At 70.7% G+C, this 20,068-nt stretch carries 22 protein-coding genes; 11 read left to right on the top strand and 11 right to left on the bottom strand.

The genetic code is table 11. From position 1 onward, the window contains the following. The first annotated feature begins 10 nt into the window (after positions 1 to 10). Positions 11 to 1,102, top strand: coding sequence for a redox-regulated ATPase YchF (ychF, locus tag P4R38_RS08800; protein ID WP_277191867.1), 1,092 nt, complete (start codon positions 11 to 13; stop codon positions 1,100 to 1,102). Positions 1,103 to 1,468: 366 nt separating this feature from the next. Here ychF and P4R38_RS08795 read toward each other — a convergent pair whose 3' ends face one another. Further along, on the bottom strand, positions 1,469 to 2,086 hold the full coding sequence (locus tag P4R38_RS08795; RefSeq protein ID WP_277191866.1) for a hypothetical protein: 618 nt from the start codon (positions 2,084 to 2,086) through the stop codon (positions 1,469 to 1,471). A gap of 136 nt (positions 2,087 to 2,222) precedes the next feature. Beyond that, positions 2,223 to 3,107 carry a hypothetical protein gene (locus P4R38_RS08790; protein ID WP_277191865.1) on the bottom strand — a complete coding sequence of 295 codons (885 nt, stop codon included), beginning with the start codon at positions 3,105 to 3,107 and terminating at the stop codon, positions 2,223 to 2,225. A 340-nt stretch (positions 3,108 to 3,447) separates the two neighbouring features. On the opposite strand from P4R38_RS08790, the gene P4R38_RS08785 reads away from it, so the two are divergent. Both P4R38_RS08785 and P4R38_RS08780 read left to right on the top strand, forming a co-directional pair. Then, complete coding sequence (locus P4R38_RS08785) at positions 3,448 to 3,921, top strand: SRPBCC family protein (protein ID WP_277191864.1); 474 nt, start codon at positions 3,448 to 3,450, stop codon at positions 3,919 to 3,921. 152 nt (positions 3,922 to 4,073) lie between these two features. Continuing rightward, a complete protein-coding gene (locus tag P4R38_RS08780) occupies positions 4,074 to 4,607 on the top strand; it encodes a hypothetical protein (protein WP_277191863.1) in 534 nt (177 codons plus the stop codon). 125 nt (positions 4,608 to 4,732) lie between these two features. Here the strand turns inward: P4R38_RS08780 and P4R38_RS08775 are convergent, their stop codons facing one another. After that, a complete protein-coding gene (locus P4R38_RS08775; RefSeq protein ID WP_277191862.1) occupies positions 4,733 to 5,206 on the bottom strand; it encodes an SRPBCC family protein in 474 nt (157 codons plus the stop codon). Positions 5,207 to 5,300: 94 nt separating this feature from the next. On the opposite strand from P4R38_RS08775, the gene P4R38_RS08770 reads away from it, so the two are divergent. Both P4R38_RS08770 and P4R38_RS08765 read left to right on the top strand, forming a co-directional pair. Continuing rightward, on the top strand, positions 5,301 to 5,897 hold the full coding sequence (locus P4R38_RS08770) for a TetR/AcrR family transcriptional regulator (RefSeq protein ID WP_277191861.1): 597 nt from the start codon (positions 5,301 to 5,303) through the stop codon (positions 5,895 to 5,897). 95 nt (positions 5,898 to 5,992) lie between these two features. Beyond that, entirely contained in the window at positions 5,993 to 6,964 is a 972-nt protein-coding gene (locus P4R38_RS08765; RefSeq protein ID WP_277191860.1) for a GNAT family N-acetyltransferase, read from the top strand. Here the strand turns inward: P4R38_RS08765 and P4R38_RS08760 are convergent. The 3 genes from P4R38_RS08760 to P4R38_RS08750 are packed head-to-tail and all read right to left on the bottom strand — an operon-like array spanning position 6,926 to position 9,074. Continuing rightward, entirely contained in the window at positions 6,926 to 7,270 is a 345-nt protein-coding gene (locus P4R38_RS08760; RefSeq protein ID WP_277191859.1) for a VOC family protein, read from the bottom strand. The two genes, P4R38_RS08765 and P4R38_RS08760, sit on opposite strands and share 39 nt — an antisense overlap. Positions 7,271 to 7,318: 48 nt before the next feature. Further along, entirely contained in the window at positions 7,319 to 8,728 is a 1,410-nt protein-coding gene (locus tag P4R38_RS08755; RefSeq protein WP_277191858.1) for a lipase maturation factor family protein, read from the bottom strand. A 34-nt stretch (positions 8,729 to 8,762) separates the two neighbouring features. Next, on the bottom strand, positions 8,763 to 9,074 hold the full coding sequence (locus P4R38_RS08750; protein WP_277191857.1) for a DUF1905 domain-containing protein: 312 nt from the start codon (positions 9,072 to 9,074) through the stop codon (positions 8,763 to 8,765). A 70-nt stretch (positions 9,075 to 9,144) separates the two neighbouring features. Between P4R38_RS08750 and P4R38_RS08745 the strand changes: the two genes are divergently transcribed. Beyond that, on the top strand, positions 9,145 to 10,140 hold the full coding sequence (locus P4R38_RS08745; protein WP_277191856.1) for a helix-turn-helix transcriptional regulator: 996 nt from the start codon (positions 9,145 to 9,147) through the stop codon (positions 10,138 to 10,140). Here the strand turns inward: P4R38_RS08745 and P4R38_RS08740 are convergent. After that, the gene (locus P4R38_RS08740) at positions 10,113 to 11,639 is read right to left on the bottom strand and encodes an MFS transporter (RefSeq protein ID WP_275236548.1); all 1,527 of its coding nucleotides are present in this window, start codon (positions 11,637 to 11,639) and stop codon (positions 10,113 to 10,115) included. The two genes, P4R38_RS08745 and P4R38_RS08740, sit on opposite strands and share 28 nt — an antisense overlap. A 115-nt stretch (positions 11,640 to 11,754) precedes the next feature. Between P4R38_RS08740 and P4R38_RS08735 the strand changes: the two genes are divergently transcribed. The 3 genes from P4R38_RS08735 to P4R38_RS08725 are packed head-to-tail and all read left to right on the top strand — an operon-like array spanning position 11,755 to position 14,125. Next, on the top strand, positions 11,755 to 12,810 hold the full coding sequence (locus P4R38_RS08735; RefSeq protein WP_275236547.1) for an Lrp/AsnC family transcriptional regulator: 1,056 nt from the start codon (positions 11,755 to 11,757) through the stop codon (positions 12,808 to 12,810). A gap of 44 nt (positions 12,811 to 12,854) precedes the next feature. Then, positions 12,855 to 13,607, top strand: a complete 753-nt coding sequence (locus P4R38_RS08730; protein ID WP_275236546.1) for a class I SAM-dependent methyltransferase — start codon at positions 12,855 to 12,857, stop codon at positions 13,605 to 13,607. A gap of 14 nt (positions 13,608 to 13,621) precedes the next feature. Next, positions 13,622 to 14,125 (top strand): OsmC family protein, encoded by a 504-nt coding sequence (locus P4R38_RS08725; RefSeq protein WP_275236545.1) that lies wholly within the window; start codon positions 13,622 to 13,624, stop codon positions 14,123 to 14,125. Between the two features lie 7 nt (positions 14,126 to 14,132). Here P4R38_RS08725 and P4R38_RS08720 read toward each other — a convergent pair whose 3' ends face one another. Together P4R38_RS08720 and P4R38_RS08715 are read right to left on the bottom strand one after the other, a co-directional pair. Continuing rightward, complete coding sequence (locus P4R38_RS08720; RefSeq protein ID WP_275236544.1) at positions 14,133 to 14,597, bottom strand: DUF1877 family protein; 465 nt, start codon at positions 14,595 to 14,597, stop codon at positions 14,133 to 14,135. A 54-nt stretch (positions 14,598 to 14,651) separates the two neighbouring features. Continuing rightward, positions 14,652 to 16,406 (bottom strand): HNH endonuclease signature motif containing protein, encoded by a 1,755-nt coding sequence (locus tag P4R38_RS08715; protein ID WP_275236543.1) that lies wholly within the window; start codon positions 16,404 to 16,406, stop codon positions 14,652 to 14,654. A gap of 136 nt (positions 16,407 to 16,542) precedes the next feature. Between P4R38_RS08715 and P4R38_RS08710 the strand changes: the two genes are divergently transcribed. After that, entirely contained in the window at positions 16,543 to 17,079 is a 537-nt protein-coding gene (locus P4R38_RS08710) for a hypothetical protein (RefSeq protein WP_275236542.1), read from the top strand. A 10-nt stretch (positions 17,080 to 17,089) separates the two neighbouring features. Here P4R38_RS08710 and P4R38_RS08705 read toward each other — a convergent pair whose 3' ends face one another. Together P4R38_RS08705 and P4R38_RS08700 are read right to left on the bottom strand one after the other, a co-directional pair. Beyond that, positions 17,090 to 18,151 carry an acyl-CoA dehydrogenase family protein gene (locus tag P4R38_RS08705; RefSeq protein ID WP_275236541.1) on the bottom strand — a complete coding sequence of 354 codons (1,062 nt, stop codon included), beginning with the start codon at positions 18,149 to 18,151 and terminating at the stop codon, positions 17,090 to 17,092. Position 18,152: 1 nt separating this feature from the next. Next, a complete protein-coding gene (locus P4R38_RS08700; RefSeq protein WP_275236540.1) occupies positions 18,153 to 19,316 on the bottom strand; it encodes an acyl-CoA dehydrogenase family protein in 1,164 nt (387 codons plus the stop codon). Between the two features lie 184 nt (positions 19,317 to 19,500). Between P4R38_RS08700 and panD the strand changes: the two genes are divergently transcribed. Continuing rightward, the gene (gene panD / locus P4R38_RS08695) at positions 19,501 to 19,959 is read left to right on the top strand and encodes an aspartate 1-decarboxylase (protein ID WP_275236539.1); all 459 of its coding nucleotides are present in this window, start codon (positions 19,501 to 19,503) and stop codon (positions 19,957 to 19,959) included. The last annotated feature ends 109 nt before the right edge of the window (positions 19,960 to 20,068 follow it).

Genomic DNA, 20,068 nt, shown 5'->3' with positions numbered 1-20,068 from the left:
TCTTGTGCCCGTGGCCCTCACCATCGGAATCGTCGGACTGCCCAACGTCGGCAAGTCGACCATGTTCAACGCCCTGACCAAGAACAACGTGCTCGCGGCGAACTACCCGTTCGCGACGATCGAGCCCAACGTCGGGGTCGTCCCGCTGCCCGACCCGCGGCTGAAGGTGCTCGCCGACCTGTTCAGCTCGGAGAAGGTGCTGCCCGCGACGGTGTCGTTCGTCGACATCGCCGGCATCGTGCGCGGCGCGTCCGAGGGCGAGGGTCTGGGCAACAAGTTCCTCGCCAACATTCGCGAGGCGGACGCCATCTGCCAGGTCGTGCGCGCGTTCGTCGACGACGACGTCACGCACGTCGACGGCAAGATCTCGCCCTCCTCGGACATGGAGACGATCAACACCGAGCTGATCCTCGCCGACCTGCAGACCCTCGAGAACGCGGTCCCGCGCATCGAGAAGGAGGTCAAGGGCAAGAAGACCGACAAGGCCGTCCTCGACACGGCGCTGGCAGCGCGCGCGGTGCTGGAGGAGGGGCAGACGCTCTTCGCGGCGATGTCCGCGGGCAACAAGGACATTGACCCGGCGTACACCCGCCAGCTCGGGCTGCTCACCACCAAGCCGTTCCTGTATGTCTTCAACGTGGACGAGGACCAGCTGACCGACGAGGCGTTCCAGGCGCAGATGCAGGCGCTCGTGACCCCGGCGGACGCGATCTTCCTCAACGCCAAGCTGGAGTCCGAGGTCGCCGAGCTGGACGACGAGGACGCGGCCGAGCTGCTGGAGTCGGTCGGTGTGACCGAGCGCGGGCTGGGGCAGCTGGCGCACAAGGGCTTCCACACCCTCGGCCTGCAGACGTACCTGACGGCGGGGCCGAAGGAGTCGCGCGCCTGGACGATCCCGGCCGGCGCGACGGCGCCCCAGGCGGCCGGTGTGATCCACACCGACTTCCAGAAGGGCTTCATCAAGGCCGAGGTCATCTCCTACGACGACCTGGTCGACGCCGGCTCCGTCGCCGAGGCCCGCTCGCGCGGCAAGGCCCGCATGGAGGGCAAGGACTACGTGATGCAGGACGGCGACGTCGTCGAGTTCCGCTTCAACGTGTAGAGCGGCCGTGTAGGGCTGATGATGCGTCCTCCGCCCCTCACCAGGGCTGAGGATCTGGGCGGCAAGCCCTTGAGGCGGCGTCGCGCACCCGATTCGTGGCGGTCGGACACCATTGGTGGGCCTAGGCGGACGGTCTAGTCGTGGATGTGGCGTGGCCGAGGGCGCGCTGGGCGGCAAAGCCGTCGCAGCGGGATGCGATCGGGCCGGAGGCGAAGAGTGCCTCAGATCGTGGAGTCTCACGCCCGCCACGCCTGCCCTGGTCAACGTCGTGCGCCAGCGGTAGCCGAATGCCCGGTGCAACACCGGCCACTCGGCCATCGGCCCCCATGTGATGGCAGCCGGGGGATCGAAGGCGAACCTCGAGAGCTACCCACCCAACAGCGCCTCCGCGGCTGCGACGCCCGGCGGCAGAAGAATCACGGTCTCGCTGTCCTTGTCGTACTCGACCAGGCGCTCCTTATGCATTGGAACGATTACGCGGGCTCTGAAGTGGTCAAGCCGCGGCGCTTCCACCCACGAGCACAGGTCCTCGACGGGCGTTGCCTCCTCCTTCTCTGAGTACAGGAGGGTGAGCACCTGGTTGCTGCGCGACAGTTGTGGTTTCAGCACGCGCTTGCCGCCTGCGCCGGACCAGACGAGTGGCAATTCCCGCTCGGCGAGGGCGTCGACGACCCTCTGCGCATCCTCCATCGGAAGGGTCGATGTGACGCGGATCAGTTCCGCGACGCACCAATTTGCCAAGGCTACGACCGCTGATGCATCTGCCTCGTGCGAGTTAACCTCCTGGCCCTCATGACCCATGCCGCGCTTGTTTCGCATCGTGTACACGAAGTTCAACGCACGCGGGATCAAGATGCGCAACTCGTCGCCACCGGCCGCCTTCGGAGACTGCTCCATGCTCTTGCACAGATCTGAGAAATTGGAGAGCGGAGTGCCGAACGGCGTTGGTTTGCCTAGCAACGTCGCCTGGAGGTACCGGATCATGGTCTCGCAGATCTTTCCTGCCTGGACCCCGCAAGCGTCGTGCTCCTGCGCTCGGTGGGCCGCCTTCATCTTCGTGTGCGCCCTGGCCAACCGATTTCTATACAAGGCGGGAACCCCGCTGAGCGCCGCTTCGAGATCAGACTGCGCTGTAGACATACTGCTTGTCCGCTTTCTCGCGCCGGAGCTTGCCTTCCCGCAACAGCCGGGTGAGTCCCGGGGACAGGTCCGTAGCTTCGAAACTCATGGCCTTTTGGTCGCGCAGTTGTGTCCTGATGTCGCCGATCGTGCGTGGGGTAGCGAAGAAGCCTTCGCCGATCAGCACCTCCAACATCGCCTTTGGGCCCTTTCTGCCTCGGCCAGTGGAGGCTGCCTTAGCCGTCGTCGGCGCCCCTTTGGCCTTGGCGCCGGTCGGCGTCGTTCCCGTCGCCTTGGTTGGCGCAATGGTCTTCTTCGTGGTCGCGCGCCGACGGGTCCGAGCGGCCGTGGGCTTGCTTCGCTCGTCCACTGGAGTGGCCAACCACTCCTCACCCGCCCTCATGACGCGGTAAACCGCGGCGGCTGTGCCGCTCTTGTGCCGGTCAACCATATTTCCCGCATTGTCTAGCGCCATGATCACCGCTTGCCGGGTCGTCCTATGGCGGAACTTCTCGGTCAAAATCTGTGCGAGGTCTTTCGCAGTTAGGCCATCTACGCCGGCTTCTCGGCTCGCAACAACTAGCAGCGCGATTGACCGTCCCAGGACTGCTTTTTCTTGGTCGACTTCCGTGGCCTTATCTCGCGACACCGCCATAACCCTCGCCAGGCCGTCAACCGAATCCTCGGACGGTTGGCCCTCTTGCTCGACTCTCCGTCCGTCCGGGTTCTCAGGCTTGACCACCGCAGGTCCGGCATTTGAACTTCCAGTGCCTGTGAGCAGATCCAAGGCTCGATGAAAGGCTGCCTCTTGCATAGATGGAGGCACCACTGAGGCGATTTCGGCTGCCTTCTTGAAGAGCCCTTGCATGTCGTCGGCCTTTGACATTTGCCCACCCTCTCCAGTCGCCAATGTCAGCATGGCAGGTGGACGCGTGTGAGGTTGTCCTTCCGCCCGAGCTTGGCGTGTCCCGAGCATTCCCCTGAGGTCTATCGAGAGGGCTCCAACCGATCTCGACTCCGTGCCGCGGAGCATGGCGCGGCCGACAACGACGTCCAGCAGCCCACGACCGCACGTTACCGGGCAAGATCCAGCGTGGGAATGCTTCGCGCTTGCGAAAGCTGGCGGCGTACAGGAGCGTGACGGAGGCGCGCCGTCCGTCGGCGACTTCGCCGCGGCGATGAGATACGACGGGAGAGCCGACGCGCCGCGCCCGTACGGTGACCTGGTGCCTCTCGTGATCGCCGACGTCGTGGACAACCGGGTGCAGATGACGTGGCGGGTCGATGCCGCGCCCGAACGTGTCTGGCAGGCGCTCACCAGCCCTCCAGGGATGGCCGAGTGGCTGGGCGAGGTCGTGTCGGGCGCGGTCGCCCCGGACGAGTCGTTCGTGGTCGATCACGGGGACGGGCACCGCTGTGCCTCGACGGTGACGGCGCTCGTGCCCGGCGAGGCCCTGACGTACTCGTGGGAGTTCCCGGACGAGCCACGCAGCGAGGTCTCCTGGACGCTGTCGCCCGCCGACGAGGGGACGATGCTGGAGGTGACCCACGCCGGGCTCGGCGACCTGGCCCGCTCCTACCGCGACGGGTGGACGGTGCACCTGACGTACCTGGAGGCCTCGGCCCACGGCGTACCCCTGCCGTCGGCGATGTTCTGGCCGCTGCACGCCACGGTCGTGCGGCTCAGCCAGGACAGGTGACCCGGCACGGCCGGTCACCCCTGGGTGGCGGCCCTGATGCCGGCCAGGTCCGACGCCCTGAGTCACGCGTCGGTGTCGGTTCGCGTGAACCGCGTCCCTCTCCCACCCGGCGACGCGCGAAGATGGGCGTTCCGATCAGGATGGAGAACCAGATGAAGGTCATGATCGCCGTGCTCACCGCGGTGGCGGCGTCGGTCGCGCTCAGCGGGTGCGGCGGCGGCAGCAGCTCGGCGCCCACGTCGCAGGCTGCCGTCACGGTGAACGCGACTCACGACGCGCCCACGGCCACGCCGTCGGACGTCGGCGTCTCCCCGTTCGGTGAGGCCCGCGCGTCGACCACGGGAGCGACCGTCATGCTGGAGAAGCCGCGTCTGGTGGCGCTGAAGGACGACGACGTCGACCACTCCCGCAAGTACGCCGACGTGCGGATCACCCTGTCCAACAGCAGCAAGGACCCCTTCCCGTCGTCGGACGTCTCGTTCCAGGGCATGTGCGGCGGGAAGAAGGCGACCTCGCCGAAGGCCGACATCGGCGAGGCAGGTCTGGCGTACGGCCCGGTGAGCCGCTACGTCCAGCCCGGGCGCGAGGTCCACTTCCGGCTGGTCTACGCGTGCGACGAGATCGAGTCGCTGACCGTGTCGGCGTCGATGGCCGAGGGCACCTTCGCCACGTTCGGGAGCTCATGAGCAGAGTGCTCGGGCCGTGTCTCGTCAGGCGTGCGACCCCACCTTGACCATCCGGCCGGAGCCGCCCCGGTAGAAGGACCGGCGCACGCGCTCGATGCTCATGGGTCTCCTGACGAGAGAAGGGCTCAGGCCTCGGCGGCGGCTTTGATGCCGGCCAGTGTCCGGCGTGCACCGTCGCGTATCGTGCTGCCGAAGCTCTCCAGCCCGCCCAGGTTGCTGGCGACCCAGCGGGCCGCGTCGGGGGAGACGCCGTCCGGTGTCTCACGGCGCTGGACGAGACGGGTGCGGTCCGCACCGAGCGGCTCGACGACGAACGACCAGATCACCCAGTTCTCCGCGATCCGGAACGCCACCTCGCGCGCCGGGTCGTACCTGACGATCTCGCCGTGGGTGACCCACGCGACCTCGCCCGCGACGTTGCGGTTGGTGAACTCGGTGCCGAGGGCGATGTCGTCCCAGCCGGCCCGCAGACGTGTCGACTCGACCTGCGGGCTCCACTCGGGGATCCGCCGCACGTCGCGCACCAGGTCCCAGACACGCTCGGGCGGCGCATCGATCTCGACGCTGTGCTTCAGGGCCAGGTCGTCGAACGTGATCATCACGGGCTCCCTCGATATGCGACCGAACGGTCGTACTGGTGTCGTCGCCGAGCGTAGCCGACTTCACGTCCGATCGGTCGCGTAGCCTGGGGCGATGACCATGGACGGCCGCCGGGCGCGGGGAGACGCGACCCGGCGTACGGCGGCGCGCCACGCGGCGAAGATCGCCACCACGCACGGGCTCGACTCGATCACCGTCGGGTCACTGGCGTCGGCGACCGGCTTGAGCAAGAGCGGCATCCTCACCGTGTTCGGCAGCCGTGAGGCGATCCAGGTCGCCGCCGTCGCCGAGGCGCGCCGCATCTACCGGGAGACCGTCATCGCGCCCGTGTGGGACCGCGAGCCAGGCGTGCCACGGCTGAGCGCGCTGCTGGACGCGTGGGTCGCGTACCTGCGCGCGTACGTCTTTCCCGGCGGCTGTTTCATCGCCGCGACCACCGTCGAGTACGGCCACCGCGAGGGCCCCGTGGCCGACGCCGTACGCCGCCTCAAGCGGGAGTGGCTGGACCTGCTGGAGGCCGAGCTGGCGACGGCCGGCGCGACGGACCCGGCCGGCGACGCGTTCCGGATCGACGCCTACCTCAATGCCGCCAACGGCCGGCGCGAGCTGTTCGGCGACGACGCGGCGCTTGACCGGGCGCTCGCCATGGCGCGCGACGTGGTGACGGCCGCTTCCGGCGTGCATCAGTAATCGGTTGCTCGGGACCTCGCATCCCCGGCACGCTGCAGGCGACCCCGCCCTCGAGCACCGCCCGCATCACAGGAGCCGACCTGACCACTGCATCCGTGACCTACCGACCGCTGACCGGCCCCGAGGAGATCGACCTCTTCTGCCGGCTCTCCTACGTCCTGGACCACGAGCTGACCGACGACTTCGCGAACGGGTGCCGACAGCCCGGCTGGACCTGGGTCGCTCTGGACGGCGACCGCCTCCTCGCGCGGCTCGCCTGGTGGACGCCCCCGGGCGGCGACGCACCGCAGCAGCTCGACGTCTTCGACGTCGACGACAGCCTGCCCAGGGCTGAGCGCCACGAGATCGGCCTACGACTGTTCCGGACGGCGGTAGCCGCCGTGTTCCGGGCAGGAGCGCGGCTACCGGAGTACGGCCGCTTCCTCCCCGCCGACTGGCGCGAGGACCCCGCAGCCCGCGAGGTCGTCGAGTCCCGGACGCGCGTGCTGGAGAGTACTGGCGCCCGGCTGCTGGTCGAGCGGCTGCGGCTGCAGTGGGCATCGCCCTCCCCACTCCCGAGGCCCGACGGACGACTCGTGTTCCGCCCGGTGGCCGGCCGCGAGGACCTGCTCGCCCTGATGACCCCGGTCATGGAGGGCACCCTCGACGCGCACGGCCAGGCGGACCTGGCGTCCGGGCTGAGCGCGCGAGCGGCGGCCGAGCAGCACTACGACGACGAGCTGGTCACGTACGAGAGTCCGCAAAAGTGGTGGCGCATCGCCGAGCTGCCCGACGGTGGCGGCCCGGTCGGCTTCGGCGTCCCGGCGCACAACACCTACAACCCGATCATCGCGTACATCGGTGTGCTGCCCGCTCACCGCGGGCACGGCTACATCGACGAGATCCTGGCCGAGGGCACTCGCATCCTCGCCGCCGAGGGCGTGGACCGGATCAGGGCCTCGACGGACGTCGGCAACGTCCCCATGGCGAAGGCGTTCGCCCGCGCCGGGTACGACACCTTCCAGCGCTCCATCAACCTGGTCTGGGACTCAGGTGTGCATGCCGACGTTGATGACGCGACCGGATGAGTCGCGGTAGAAGAAGCGCGTGACGCCCCACTCCTCGTCGGTCAGCGGGTGCACGATCTCGACGCCGGCTGCCGCCGCAGCGTCGTACGCCGAGCGCACGTCGTCGACGAAGACCGACACGTCGGGGTTGACCGGCGCACCGGCGTCCTTGGTCATCAGACTCAGCTGCCTGCCTTCCTCGTCGGCGAGCGTGACGATCCAGCCGTGGTCCATGACGACCTCCAGCCCGAGGACGGCCCGGTGCTCACGCACGGCGGCGGCGAGGTCGGTGACGGTCAGGTCCGGGACGATGCGCTCGATCCTCATGGACCCCATTGAACAAGTGGACCCGTTGAGCAAGTCCGCGAGCGCGCATCACAGGCTCATCGGCGGGACGAGCTCACCGCAGCGCTCGCGGTGCCACCACGCGCCGGTGGCCCGTCGCTCGGCTCGCGTCGTGTACCGGTACTCGTAGACGACCGCGCGGATCGCCAGAGGCGGTGCGTCGGGAAAAGGGTTGTGCCGCAACAGCTTCAGCGTCGCCTCGTCGCCGGCGAGCAGCTTGCGCAGGAACGGCATGAACCAGGACAGGTGGGACGTCCGGTCCAGCGCGAGGAACCACATCAGCCAGTCCAGCCGCAGGTGGTACGGCGCGAACTGGCGCGGGCGGTACCACGGGTCGCCAGGCTTGCCCTTGAACTCGTACTCGCGCCACGCGTCGTCCTCGAACGGGTTGTCGCTGCCTTCGACGACGATCTCGCGACGCACGCGGGTGATGGACCCGAACGCGCCGTACGCGTTGACCAGGTGCAGCCGGTTGAAACTGGCGTTCATCAGCTGCCGGCGGGCGACGAGGTTGCGCGCCGGCCACCAGCTCAGGACCAGCACGACCGCCGCGAACGCGATCACGACCGCCTCGAACCACGCGGGCGAGGAGGCCGTGCCGCTGGCCGAGAGGCCGACCCGCGACCACAGCGAGTCCGGCACCACCGAGAGCGCGATGACGACGGCCAGCCAGTTGAGCCAGGAGAAGTTGCCGCTGGCGATCAGCCACAGCTGGGTGACGATCATGACGACCGCGGCCACCGTCGAGACCGGGCGAGGGAGGAAGAGCAGGACCGGCACCACGAGCTGGGTGACGTGGTTCGCCAGCACCTCCGCGCGGTGCAGCGGCTTGGGCAGGTGGTGGAAGTACCAGCTGAACGGGCCTGGCATCGGCTGCGTCTCGTGGTGGTAGTACAGGGCGGTCAGGTCGCGCCAGACGTGCGAGCCGCGCATCTTGATCATCCCCGCGCCGAACTCCAGCCGGAACAGCAGCCAGCGCAGCGCGATCAGCGCCAGCCACGGTGGTGAGACATCGTTGTTGCCGAGAAAGACCGCGTACCAACCACATTCGCACAGCAGGCTCTCCCAGCCGAAGCCGTACCAGACCTGTCCGACGTTGACGATGGACAGGTACAGCACCCACGGCACGAGCCACAGCAGCATGCCCGCCCAGAGCGGCAGCAGGTCGGCCAGCCCGAGCAGCAGCGCCGCCGAGACCGCCGCGCCGGCCCACGCGACGGCGGCGAAGAGGCCGTCGGAGTAGCGCACCCGGAACAGCGTCGGGGAACGACGGCCGTACGCACGCCTCAGGTACGCCGGGACCGGCGTGAGGCCCTGCGCACCGATGAGCACCCGGAACTGGTTCGCGGCGCACACGAACGCCACCAGGTAGACGACCGCGAGCGAGCGCTGGAAGAGCAGGCGCCCCATCCAGTACCCGTCCGCGGCGAACCAGTCCACCCCTCAGGTGTACTCGCCCGCGACGGGCGGTGGGTCAGTGACGCTCGATGATCGTCAGGGTGACGGTCACGACGTCATCCAGCTCGATGCTCTCGGTGGCTCGGACCCTGTCCTTCAGGGGGATGACGTACCCGCCGTCCTTAGGCCATAGCGCGGTCTCGAACTCTGTCGCGCCCAGCCGACCGCGGACGGGGATCATGCCCCAGCCGTACGTCACCTCGGCGGCGACCTCACGGATCTCCTCCGACTGCTCCGGCGGCACCGTCACGAAGTGGTACGGCGCCGGCCCGCGCCAGTGCCAGACCTCGCCGGTCACCTCCAACTCCATGACCTCCACCGCTGTCATGGGGTGAGGCTACGGTGTTTTCCGGACGAGTCCCTTCCGGATCAGGGAGACGCAGGATGAGGGCGACACCATGGTGAGAGCGGAGACCAGCCCTACCGCCCGGGCGCTGCTCACGCTGGAGCTCATCCAGGGCAGTCCCGGCATCAGCGCCGAACGCCTCGCGGACAAGCTCGGCGTCTCCGAGCGTGCCGCGCGGCGCTACGTCGCGATCCTGCGCGAGGCGGAGATCCCGATCGAGTCCGAGCGCGGCCCGTACGGCGGGTACCGCGTCGGCCGGGGCCTGCGGCTGCCGCCGCTGATGTTCAGCGCGACCGAGGCGCTCGGCCTGGTGATGGCGGTGCTCGATGGGCACCACGCGGCGGGCGACCCGACCGACCCGGTGGGCAGCGGGCTAGGGAAGATCGTGCGCGCCCTCCCGGAGCCGGTCGCGGCCCAGGCCGAGGTGGTCCGGCAGCGGGCCGCCGCGGCGGTCGACCGCTCCGCGGCGCGGCCCGACCCTGCGGTCACCAGCACGCTGGTGCAGGCCTCGGTCGACCGGTACCGGGTGCAGCTGGACTACCGCACCGAGGCGGGCACCGAGTGGACCGCGCAGGTCGAGCCGTGGGCGGTCGTCGTCCGCCACGGCCGCTGGTACCTCCTGTGCCACTCCCACGCCGTGGACGCGCAGCGGGCGTACCGCATCGACCGGGTCCGCGCCGTCGAGGTGCTGGCCGACTCCTTCGAGGCACCGGCGGACCTGGACGCCGTCGCCCTGCTCGAGGACCATCTCGCCGTCGGCTGGGAGCACGAGACCGAGGTCGTCATCGCCGGTCCGCTGGAGCTCGTCCGCCGCTGCACGCCCCGAGCCATCGGACGGCTGGAGGCGATCGACGCCAGGACGACCAGGCTGACCGGCAGCACCAGCAATCCCGCGTGGTACGCCGAACAGCTGGCCGTCCTCCCCGCGCCGTTCCGGGTCGTCGGCAGCGAGCCGGTGCGCCGGGCGGCCCGGGCGCTGGGCGAGCGTCTGCTCGCCGCGACCGAGCCGCCGGCACCACCTCAGACGGCGAGCGTCTCCTCGCGCTGAGCGCCCTCCGCCTCGGGTGCGGCCTGCGGGCGGGGCCGGATCAGCATCGCCGCCACGACGCCGCCGACCACGCCGAGGAAGCCGGCGACCAGCGCCGTCGTCCGCAGCCCGTCGGCCGAGGCCAGCCGGACCGCCGACTCCAGCGCACCGCGGACCTCGGCCGGTGCGTGCGCGAGCGCGATCCGCGACTGACCGCCCGCCACCAGGTCGGCGACGTCGGACGCGCGCGGCACCGCACGGTCCTGCAGCGTGGCGTGGATCCGGGCGGAGAAGACGCTCCCCAGAGCCGCGATGCCGAGAGCGAACCCGAGCTGGCGGGCGGTGTTGACCGCTCCGGCGGCCATGCCACCGCGCGCGGCCGATACGGCGGCCATTGCGGTTGAGCTGATCGTCGGGGCGGCGAGTCCGACCCCGACGCCCGAGATGGTCATTCCCGCGATCAGCGCCTTCCAGTCGGCTCCCGCGCCGAGCTGCGCCGCGACGGCGAGCCCGCCGACGCCGGTGAGGACGATGCCCACGCCCACCGCGAGCCAGGTGCGCGACCCGTGCAGCAGCCGGCCGACACTGGCGCTCGTCACGAAGGACGCCACCGCGAGCGGCAGGGACGCCAGACCGGCTTCGACCGGTGACATGCCGAGCACCGACTGCATCCAGATCGAGGCGTACGTCAGGTAGGCGAACGCTCCGGCCGTGAGGACGAACCCGGCGATCAGCGCGCCGACGAACGCACCGCTGCGCAGCAGGGACAGGTCGAGCATCGGGTGCGGCAGCCGCGCCTCCAGGGCCACGAACGCCACCAGGGCGAGCACGCTCACGCTGACGAGAGCGAGCACCGACGTCGAGCCCCAGCCGTCCTCGTTCGCCCGGATCAGCGCGTACGTCAGCGTGCCGGCGAAGGCGGTGAACGTCAGCATGCCGAGCACGTCCAGCGGGGTCCGGCGACCGTCGGTGTCGGCGTCCAGCACCCGGAAGCACAGGGCGACGGCCAGCAGCGCGAACGGCAGGTTCACGAAGAAGATCCAGCGCCACGACAGGTGCTCGGTGAGCAGTCCGCCGGCGATCGGGCCGATCGCCGCCGCGGCGCCCGAGACCGCGCCCCACATGCCGTACGCGGTGCCGCGGTCACGGCCGGAGTAGGAGGAGTTGAGCAGGGCGAACGTCGTGGCGAACATCGCGGCGGCCCCGAGGCCCTGGGCACCACGCGCGGCGACGAGCACCCCCGGTGAGCCGGCCAGGCCCGACGCGGCAGAGGCAGCGGCGAAGAGCACCAGCCCGGCCACGTACGTGCGCCGGTGGCCGAGCCGGTCGGCGAGGCTGCCGACGCTCATCAGCAGCGCCGCCAGCACGAGGGCGTAGATGTCCACGACCCACTGCAAGGCCGTGAAGGAGGTGTCGAGGTCACCGGCCATGTCTGGCAGGGCGACGTTCACGATGGTCACGTCGACCAGCAGCATCAGCGTGCCGATGCAGATCGTGGTGAGGGGTAGCCACTTGCGCAAGGGAGGTCTCCTGGTCCGAAGAGGTGTCGTTCGCGGGCTGCCGCGGGCGCACCATCAGGATCGACCGGTGCACCGCCGCGACCTAGCCAGCAGCCCGTCGGCGTAGATTTCCGTCATGGCCACGGTCGACGGCAGTGAGAAGATCCAGATCGGCGACCTCGACGTCCGGATCCTGCACTGCCTCCAGGTGGCGCCGCGAGCGCCGTTCGCGGTCGTCGCGGACGTGCTCGGGGTGTCCGAGCAGACCGTCGCCCGCCGGTTCCGTCGGCTGCGGTCCGTTGGTGTCGTCCGGGTCGTCGGCCTGGTGAACCCGGTCCGCCTCGGCCAGACCGGCTGGGGCGTACGGGTGCGGTGCCGGCCCCAGGCGACCACGGAGATCGGGCGGGCACTGGCCCGCCGTCCCGACGTCAGCTGGGTCACCGTGGCGACCGGCGGCACCGAGCTGATCTGCGTGCTGCGCTCGCGCAGCGAGGCCGACCGGGACGCGCTGATGCTCGACCAGCTGCCTCGCACGACCCAGGTGCTCTCCATCGACGCGTACGCCTTTCTGCACGTCTTCCGCGGGTCCACCACCCACGACTGGCGGCTCGGCGGCCGGTTGCTCCCGGGCTCCGACGTCGAGCGGCTGACGGCCACCCAGCCCGCCGCGCCGTCCGGTACCGGGGAGCGCCCGGTCGAGCTGACTCCCGAGGACGAGCCGCTGCTGGCCGAGCTGGCCGTCGACGGGCGAGCGACGTACGCGGCGCTCGCCGCGGCGACCGGGTGGAGCGAGGGGCGGGTCACGCGCCGGCTCGCCCAGCTGCTCGGGGCGGGTGTGGTGTACCTCGACATCGACTTCGCCATGCGCGAGCTCGGCTACCCGACGTCGGCGTTCGTCAGCCTCACCGTCGCGCCGGGTGACCTGCACGAGGTCGGGCTGGCGCTCGCGAGCCATGACCACGTGATGTTCGTGGGCGCCACCACCGGGCGCTTCAACCTCGTGGTGAGTGCGGCGTTCCGGTCGGCCGAGGAGCTGTACCGGTTCGTCACCGACGACCTCGGATCGCTGCGCGGCGTCGGTCAGGTCGAGGTGACCCTCATCGCGCGCACGCTCAAGCAGGCCGGCTCGCTGCTGCACGACGGCCGGTTGTCGCCGCCTGCACCTCCCGCGGCACCGGCTCGACGCCGCTGAGATAACCGGGTGCCGGGAGCCTGCGCGGTTCCTACGGTGAGGGCATGGTTGATGCCGCCTTCGCCGACCCCCGGATGGCTCGCCACTACGACGCGCTCGATCCCGACCGCAGCGATCTCGACGTCTATGCCGCCCTCGTGGACGAGCTCGGCGCGCGCCAGGTGCTCGACATCGGTTGTGGCACAGGCACGTTCGCGTGCCTCCTGGCGCGGCGAGGGGTGCAGGTCATCGGTGTCGACCCGGCCGCGGCGTCCGTCGACCTGGCTCGGGCGAAGCCGGGCGCCGAGCGGGTCCGCTGGTTCGTCGGGGAGACACCGTCCCTGCCGCCGATGCAGGTCGACCTCGCCGTGATGACCGCCAACGTCGCGCAGGTCTTCGTCGACGACCGTTCGTGGCGGGAGACGCTGGCGGCGGCGTACGAGCGGGTCCGGCCGGGCGGGCACCTCGTCCTCGAGACGCGGGTGCCGGCGTACCGAGCGTGGGAGTCCTGGGTCCGGGAGCAGACGTACGCGGTCGCTCCGGCGGAGGGCGTCGCCGAGGCGTGGCAGGACCTGCTGGAGGTGGCGGGCGACCCGGAGGCGCCATCGCGCGCGGCGCCGCTGCTGGTGACCTTTCGCGGCACGATGGTGCTGGACGCGGGAGAGCGGCTGGAGTCGACGTCGACCCTGCGCTTCCGGTCCCGGGGCGAGGTCGAGACGTCGCTGGCCGATGAAGGGTGGACCGTGGATGAGGTGCGGGACGCCCCTGACCGGCCCGGCCGCGAGTGGGTGTTCCTCGCCCGTCGAGGAGAGCGCTGAGCGATCATGGCGGCATGGACGCTGCTGAGCTGAAGGCCGCGCAGGCGCCGCTGCGCGAGAGGTACGTCTCCGACCCCGACGCCGCCCGGACCCCCGTCCGCGCGAGTGGGGACTTCCGCGATCCGGGCGTCACCGCCACGATCGACGGGTTCGCCGGGCCGGTTCGGGCCGGTCTGCACGAGGCGACCGGTGGTGACGGCAGCGACGCGTGCTCCGGCGACATGCTGCTGGAGGCTCTGCTCGGATGTGCGGGCGTGACGCTGCGGGCAGTCTGCACGTCGATGGGGCTCGACGTCCGTTCGGCGCGGTTGCGCGCGGACGGGGTGTTCGACGCGCGCGGCACGCTCGGGATCGACCGAGCGGCACCCGTCGGCGTGACGGACGTGGTCGTGACGGCCTCGCTGGACACCGACGCCGACGACGCCCAGCTCGCGCGTCTGGCGATGTCGGTCGAGCGCTACTGCGTGGTGGGGCGGTCCTTGGCGGAGAAGCCGCGCTTCGTCGTCGAGCGGGCGTGACCGCGAGTCAGGCGATCGTGTAGCTCACCGCCCAGCCGTTCTCGGCAGCGCGCGCGAAGTAGCGCTGCGCACGCCCGAGGAAGTGGGCGACCTCGTCCTCGTCGTCCGGTCGGATCCGTCCGGTGTGCACAGCGGCGCGAACGTCGAAGCGGGTGACGGTCGCGAGGTCTGCCGCGCCGGTGACCACCTCCGCCGGCCCAACCACGCGCATGTACGGCCAGTGCTCGCCCTCGTTCGCCATGATCACCTGCCCCTCGAACAACCGGTACGCGGCACGAGGCGGTTCGTCGTCCTGCGGCTCGAGGAGGCGCTGGAGGCGGGACCACGCCTTGTCGAGGTCACAGTCGTGGTCGGGGTTCTCCAGCGAGAGGCGCTGCATGAGCGGGGCTCGCTGGTAGTAGCCGTCGAGGAGCTCCTGCTCGGCCTGGACGTTGTGCGGCAGGACGGCATGTGCGTAGTAGCGGATTCCCATGCCGGCAGGATGGTCGCTCCCCGCGGTCTGCTCCCTTCGTTGTCCACAGGGTCGTCAGAACGGCGCTGGATCGTCCGGCCGCTCGTCCGATGGTTTCTCGTCCGATGGTTCCTCGTCCGGTGCGTCCTCGTGGGTGGTGCGGCGGGTGGTCACGGCATCACGGATCGCGGCCATCTCTGCGGTCAGCGGAGCCGGATCGGCGGCGTCCTCGATCAACGCGGCGAGCGCGACCTCCATCCGGGAGTGCGCGACGGCGCTGAGATCTTCCAGCGCATGCAGATTCGCGGCGCGTGTCGTGATGGCCGATCCGGTGAGGGTCTGCCAGATGACGTCTCCGTCGTCGGACTGCTCCGACCGCCACCAGCCCCGGGTCTTGGCCTGATGGTGGGCGCGGTGCAGCGCGTGCAGATTGTCCGGATGGGTCGCGCCGTCGGCAACATTCTGCGCTCCGGGGCGCCATCGGGTGTCGTGGTCGAGGTCGCACTCGACGGCGGGATGCTCGCAGCCCGGGGCTCGGCATCGCTGGTCCCGAGCCTGCACCAGCCGTCGCATCGGCGCGGGAGGGCGGTAGGTGGACGCGGCGTCGATGACCGCGCCGGTGATCGGATCAGTGACGAGGCGTCGCCAGGTCGAGCCCTGCGCGCACGCGACCGCCCGGACCTGCGCCGCGCTCAGGAACCCGACTCCGGGCACCTCGCCGACGCCCGTGCCGAGGGCGGGGGAGAGGCTCCCTGCGCCGTCATCAGCGTCGCCGTCCGCGCCGTTGTATGCGACGCCGTCCGCGGCGGCAGAGGTGCTGGTCGCGGCGGGTGGCAGTAGCGTCGCGAGGTTCACGACGACGTGGAGCTGGGCCGCCGGGGCATCGGCGAGGAGGACATCGCCGGGCACCTGGCCGCGGATCAGCAGATCGGTGGCGATGTCGGACCGCAGCTGCGCGAGGGTGCGTGGGTCGCCCGCGGCCCGGGCCGACCGGGCGATCGAGGTGACGCGCTGCTGCGCGGCGAACGCCCGTTCACGTGAAGCGGTGACGGCCGTCTCGGCCACGCCGTGGCGGCCGGGCTCGGTGCGCACGTCGCGTGCGCTCACCGCTTCGCGATGACGCCGAGCGCCGTAGACGGTGGCTGACTCGGCGAGCGCGACCTGACGTGCGAGGCGACGTCGAAACGTGCTCTGCGACAGCGGTTTCTGCGTCAGAACTGCGGCGAGCTCGTCTCCGCTCTCACCGGGCCACGCATCCGCGGGAGAGCCGTCGAGCGCCGGCTGCCCCACCCAGCCGAGTGGGGCCAGGACACGGGCGGCGACGGCGCCGGCCGTGAGCGGGTCGAGGTGTCGCGTCTCCTTGAGCAGCGTCGTGGCGCGCCAGGCGGACACCGTCCCCGCGGCCATCCGTGCTCGTAGGCCGCCGGCGCGCTCACGCGTAGCGGTGGCCAGAGCGATGCGGTCACGGCACTGACCCAGCGGCGAGCCGGTGAGCAGCTGCAGCTCTGTCGCGGCCGCCGTGCGTGCCAGCGCCCGACGGGTCTGCGGTGTCGAACGGCGCTCGTGCTGGCCGAGGTCGAGTGCGAGGTCGTCCTCGATCCCGCCCACCAGGCGCTGAACGGCATCGATCTCGGCAGCCTCGGCCCACGCCTGAACTCCCTGTGCTGCGGCGATCAGCGCCGCGGCGGCTGCCCGAGTCGCCTCCGGCGACAGGTCGGCGCCACCGGCAGCAGGAGGACCGGTCAGCTGGTCGAGCCACGCGGCGACGTGGGACGGCAGGCCAGATGCCTTGGTGATGCCCGGCAGTCGCTGAGCCGTTGACCTGTTCACCCGCACCCCCTGAGTTCGAACGTGTGTACGAATATAGCGCCTCGGTGGGATCACCACAACGCGTACGCGAGCGCTCGTCAGGAGAGATCCCGGTGCGTCGGCCCCGCCAGGCAGCGGGGTGAGTCATCCTGGCGCAGTGAGGATCTCGGGCGCCCTGACCGGCGTCGACCATCATCAGTTCTATCTCGACGCGAACGTCGATGACTTCTTCCCGGAGTACCCGATGGGGCAGGACGCGTGCGGGCTGGTGGCCGCAGTGCCCTCGGGTGGGGCGATCTGCGTGACGACGGGAATCGCGACGGGAACGGTGGCTCTGACCATCGACCTGCTCGACGCCCCGCCGGCGCAGATCGACGCATCCGAGCCGTGGGAGGTGATCGGGCAGAGCTCGTTCCGGGCGACCGCGGAGACGGCGTCGATCTTCCTTCTCATGGACTGGCCGCCGAAGCCGTTCGACGCGCTCGAGCTCCCGGCGGGAGCCGGCTGGTACGCCGTGCGTGCCCACGCGATCGGCCGTGCTCTCGACTACGACCTGGTCGTCCCGGATCCGTTCGACCCGAACCCCGGCGATCCCCGTGAGCGGCATCTCCTGCAGGTCTGGCCCACCCCCGCCCCGAGCGAGGACGCAGTGCTGCTCCGGGACGAACCCTGGGCGCGGCAGGGGACCGGGTGAGCGGCCCGCCTCAGGCCAGGACGTCGACCTGTCCGTGGTCGGACAGACCCGCGGCGAGCGCGGCCAGGTGCTGGCGGGTGTCGCCGTAGGTCCGCTCGATCGCGGTGAGTCGCGTGGTGAGGTGACCGACGGCGTACTCGGCGGTCATGCCGATGCCGCCGTGCAGCTGGATGGCCTCCTGGCCGATGTGCCGGCCGGACTGACCGGTGACCACCTTCGTGCGCGACACGGTGGCCGAGTCCTCCGGGTTGTCGGCGATCGCCATGGCCGCGAACTGGACGGTGCTGCGCGCCAGCTCGAGCGAGACGTACATGTCGGCGGCGCGCTGCGTCAGCGTCTGGAACGTCATCAGCGGCACCCCGAACTGCTTGCGCGTCTTGAGGTACTCGACGGTCATCGTGGTGGCGGCGTCCATCGTGCCGAGAGCCTCGGCGCACAGGGCGACCGTCCCCAGGTTCACCGCCTGAGCGAGCGCACCCGCGGTGGCCGAGGCGTCGAGCAGCCGCGTCGCCTTGGTGCTGTCGAGGACGACGTGACCGTTCTCCACCGTCGGCGACTCGACCAGGTAGAGCGCCAGAGCGCCGTCCTCCGTCGCCGGGACGATGACGTGGGAGGCGGCGTCCGCGTACGGCACCGGGCCCTTGCGACCGGTCAGCGTCGAGTCCTCCGCCTGCACCGACGAGGACGCGAGCGACCAGGCCCGACCGGGCTCGGCGAGCGCCGGGACGACCAGCGCCGATCCCTCGGTCAGGTCGCCGAGCAGCTCGTGACCCGCCTGCGCGAGCAGCGAACCCGCCACGAGCGACTCGGCGTACGCCGTGAGGACGCCCGCACGGCCGAGCTCGGACGCGACGACGGCCACCTCGACGGCCGAGGCGCCGAATCCGCCGGCGTCCTCGGGGTAGGGCAGGCCCAGGGCGCCGACCTCGGCGAGGGCCGACCAGGTGTCGGCGTCGTGGGTCGCAGGGCCGACCGGTGCATCGCCCTGACCGTGCTGCGGTGCGTGCCGGGACGCGAGCTCGCGGACGGCGTCGCGCAGCGCCTTCTGCTCGGAGTCGATCGAGAAGTCCATGTCAGCCCCTCAGCCCAAGGATCCCGGACGAGATGACCTGACGCTGCACCTCGTTGGACCCGCCGTAGATGGATGCCTTGCGGAAGTTCAGGTACGTCGGGGCGGCCAGGCCCTCCCACGAGGTGTCGTCCCAGCGCAGACCGGCCGGCCCGGCGATGTCGACGACGAGCTCGAGGACATCCTGCTGCAGCTGCGAGCCGCGCAGCTTCAGGATCGAGGACGCGGGATCCGGTTTGCCCTCACGGGAGTTCGCGGCGACGCGCAGGACGGTGAGCTCCAGGGCCAGGACCTGGCACTCCAGCTCGGCGATGCGCGCGGCGAGCAGGGGGTCGTCCAGCAGCGTGCCGTCGTCCGTGCTCACGGTGCCGGCCCACTCCTTCGCCTCGGCGAGGCGGCGCTTGATCGAGCCGACCGGCGCGACGCCGACGCGCTCGTTGCCGAGCAGGAACTTGGCGTAGTCCCAGCCCTTGTTCTCCTCGCCGACGAGCTGGTCGGCGGGGACGCGCACGTTGTCGAAGAAGACCTCGTTGACCTCGTGGCCGCCGTCGATCAGCTGGATGGGCCGGACGGTGACCCCGGGGCTGCTCATCTCGATGAGCAGGAACGAGATGCCCATCTGCTTCTTCGGCGCGTCCGGGTCGGTGCGCACGAGCGCGAAGATCCAGTCGGCGTGCTGGCCGAGGGTGGTCCACGTCTTCTGACCGTTGACGACCCACTCGTCGCCGTCCTTGACCGCGGTCGTCCGCAGGGAGGCGAGGTCGGAGCCGGCGTCCGGCTCGGAGAAGCCCTGGCACCACCAGATGTCCAGGCTCGCGGTCGGCGGGAGGAAGCGGTCCTTCTGCTCCTGGGACCCGAACGCCGCGATCACCGGGCCGACCATGTTGGCGTTGAACGCCAGCGGCGGCGGGACGGAGGCGGCCTGCATCTCCTGCAGGTAGATGTGACGCTGGAGCATCGTCCAGTCCTGACCGCCGTACTCGGCCGGCCAGTGGGGGACGGCGAGGCCGTCCTCGTGCAGGCGGCGTTGCGCGGCGCGGATCACCTCCGGGTCGGGCTCGCCGCCGGCGGACCAGCGCTCGCGCAGGTCCGCGGGGAACTCGGTGGTGAAGTACGTCCGCATCCGCTGCTGGAACGCGGCGTCGTCGGGGCTGAGCCGGCGCTGCATCGTGAACTCCGTCCGCTGTGGGCTAGGTCACCGCCGCCCATGCTGCCATCCGGGCTACTCGCGAGTACACCTGGGGCCCGCGGCGGGCGCGTCGCGACCTTCGCGGGAGGTGGTCCGTCGATTCGCGTTCGCCCCTCCGCTCACATACCGTTGACCGGCTGTCACCGCGATCCCGGAGGCCCCGATGCAGCGCACCATGCTGAAGTCCAAGATCCACCGCGCCACCGTCACCCAGGCGGACCTGCACTACGTCGGCTCGCTGACGGTCAGCAAGGACCTGATGGAGGCGGCCGACCTTCTCCCCGGCGAGCAGATCGACATCGTCGACATCGACAACGGCAACCGCCTGACGACGTACGTCATCGAGGGACCGGCGGGCTCCGGGGTGATCGGCATCAACGGCGCCGCCGCTCGGCTGATCAGCCCCGGGGACCTGGTGATCATCATCAGCTACGCCGTGGTGGACGACGCCGAGGCCCGCAGCCTGGAGCCGCGCATCGTGTTCGTCGACGAGCAGAACGCGATCGTCGAGGCCGGTCACGACCCGGCGCACGTGCCGGACGGCGTCGAGGACCTCCTCGACCCGCGCCTGGACGCGCACGGTCCGACGGCCGTCCACCGCCCCCGCACGCTCCACCCCTGACCCGTACGCGGGTGGCGCCACCGGTCGAGCAGCACCCACCGCCGGGCGAGTAGGCGAGCCCCCAGGGCGAGCCGTATCGAGACCAGGTGCACGCGGTCACCGGGTCTCG

It is taken from the genome of Luteipulveratus flavus, from assembly GCF_029439465.1.
Lineage (GTDB): Bacteria > Actinomycetota > Actinomycetes > Actinomycetales > Dermatophilaceae > Luteipulveratus > Luteipulveratus flavus.
This window is presented reverse-complemented; position numbering and strand designations above follow the sequence as displayed.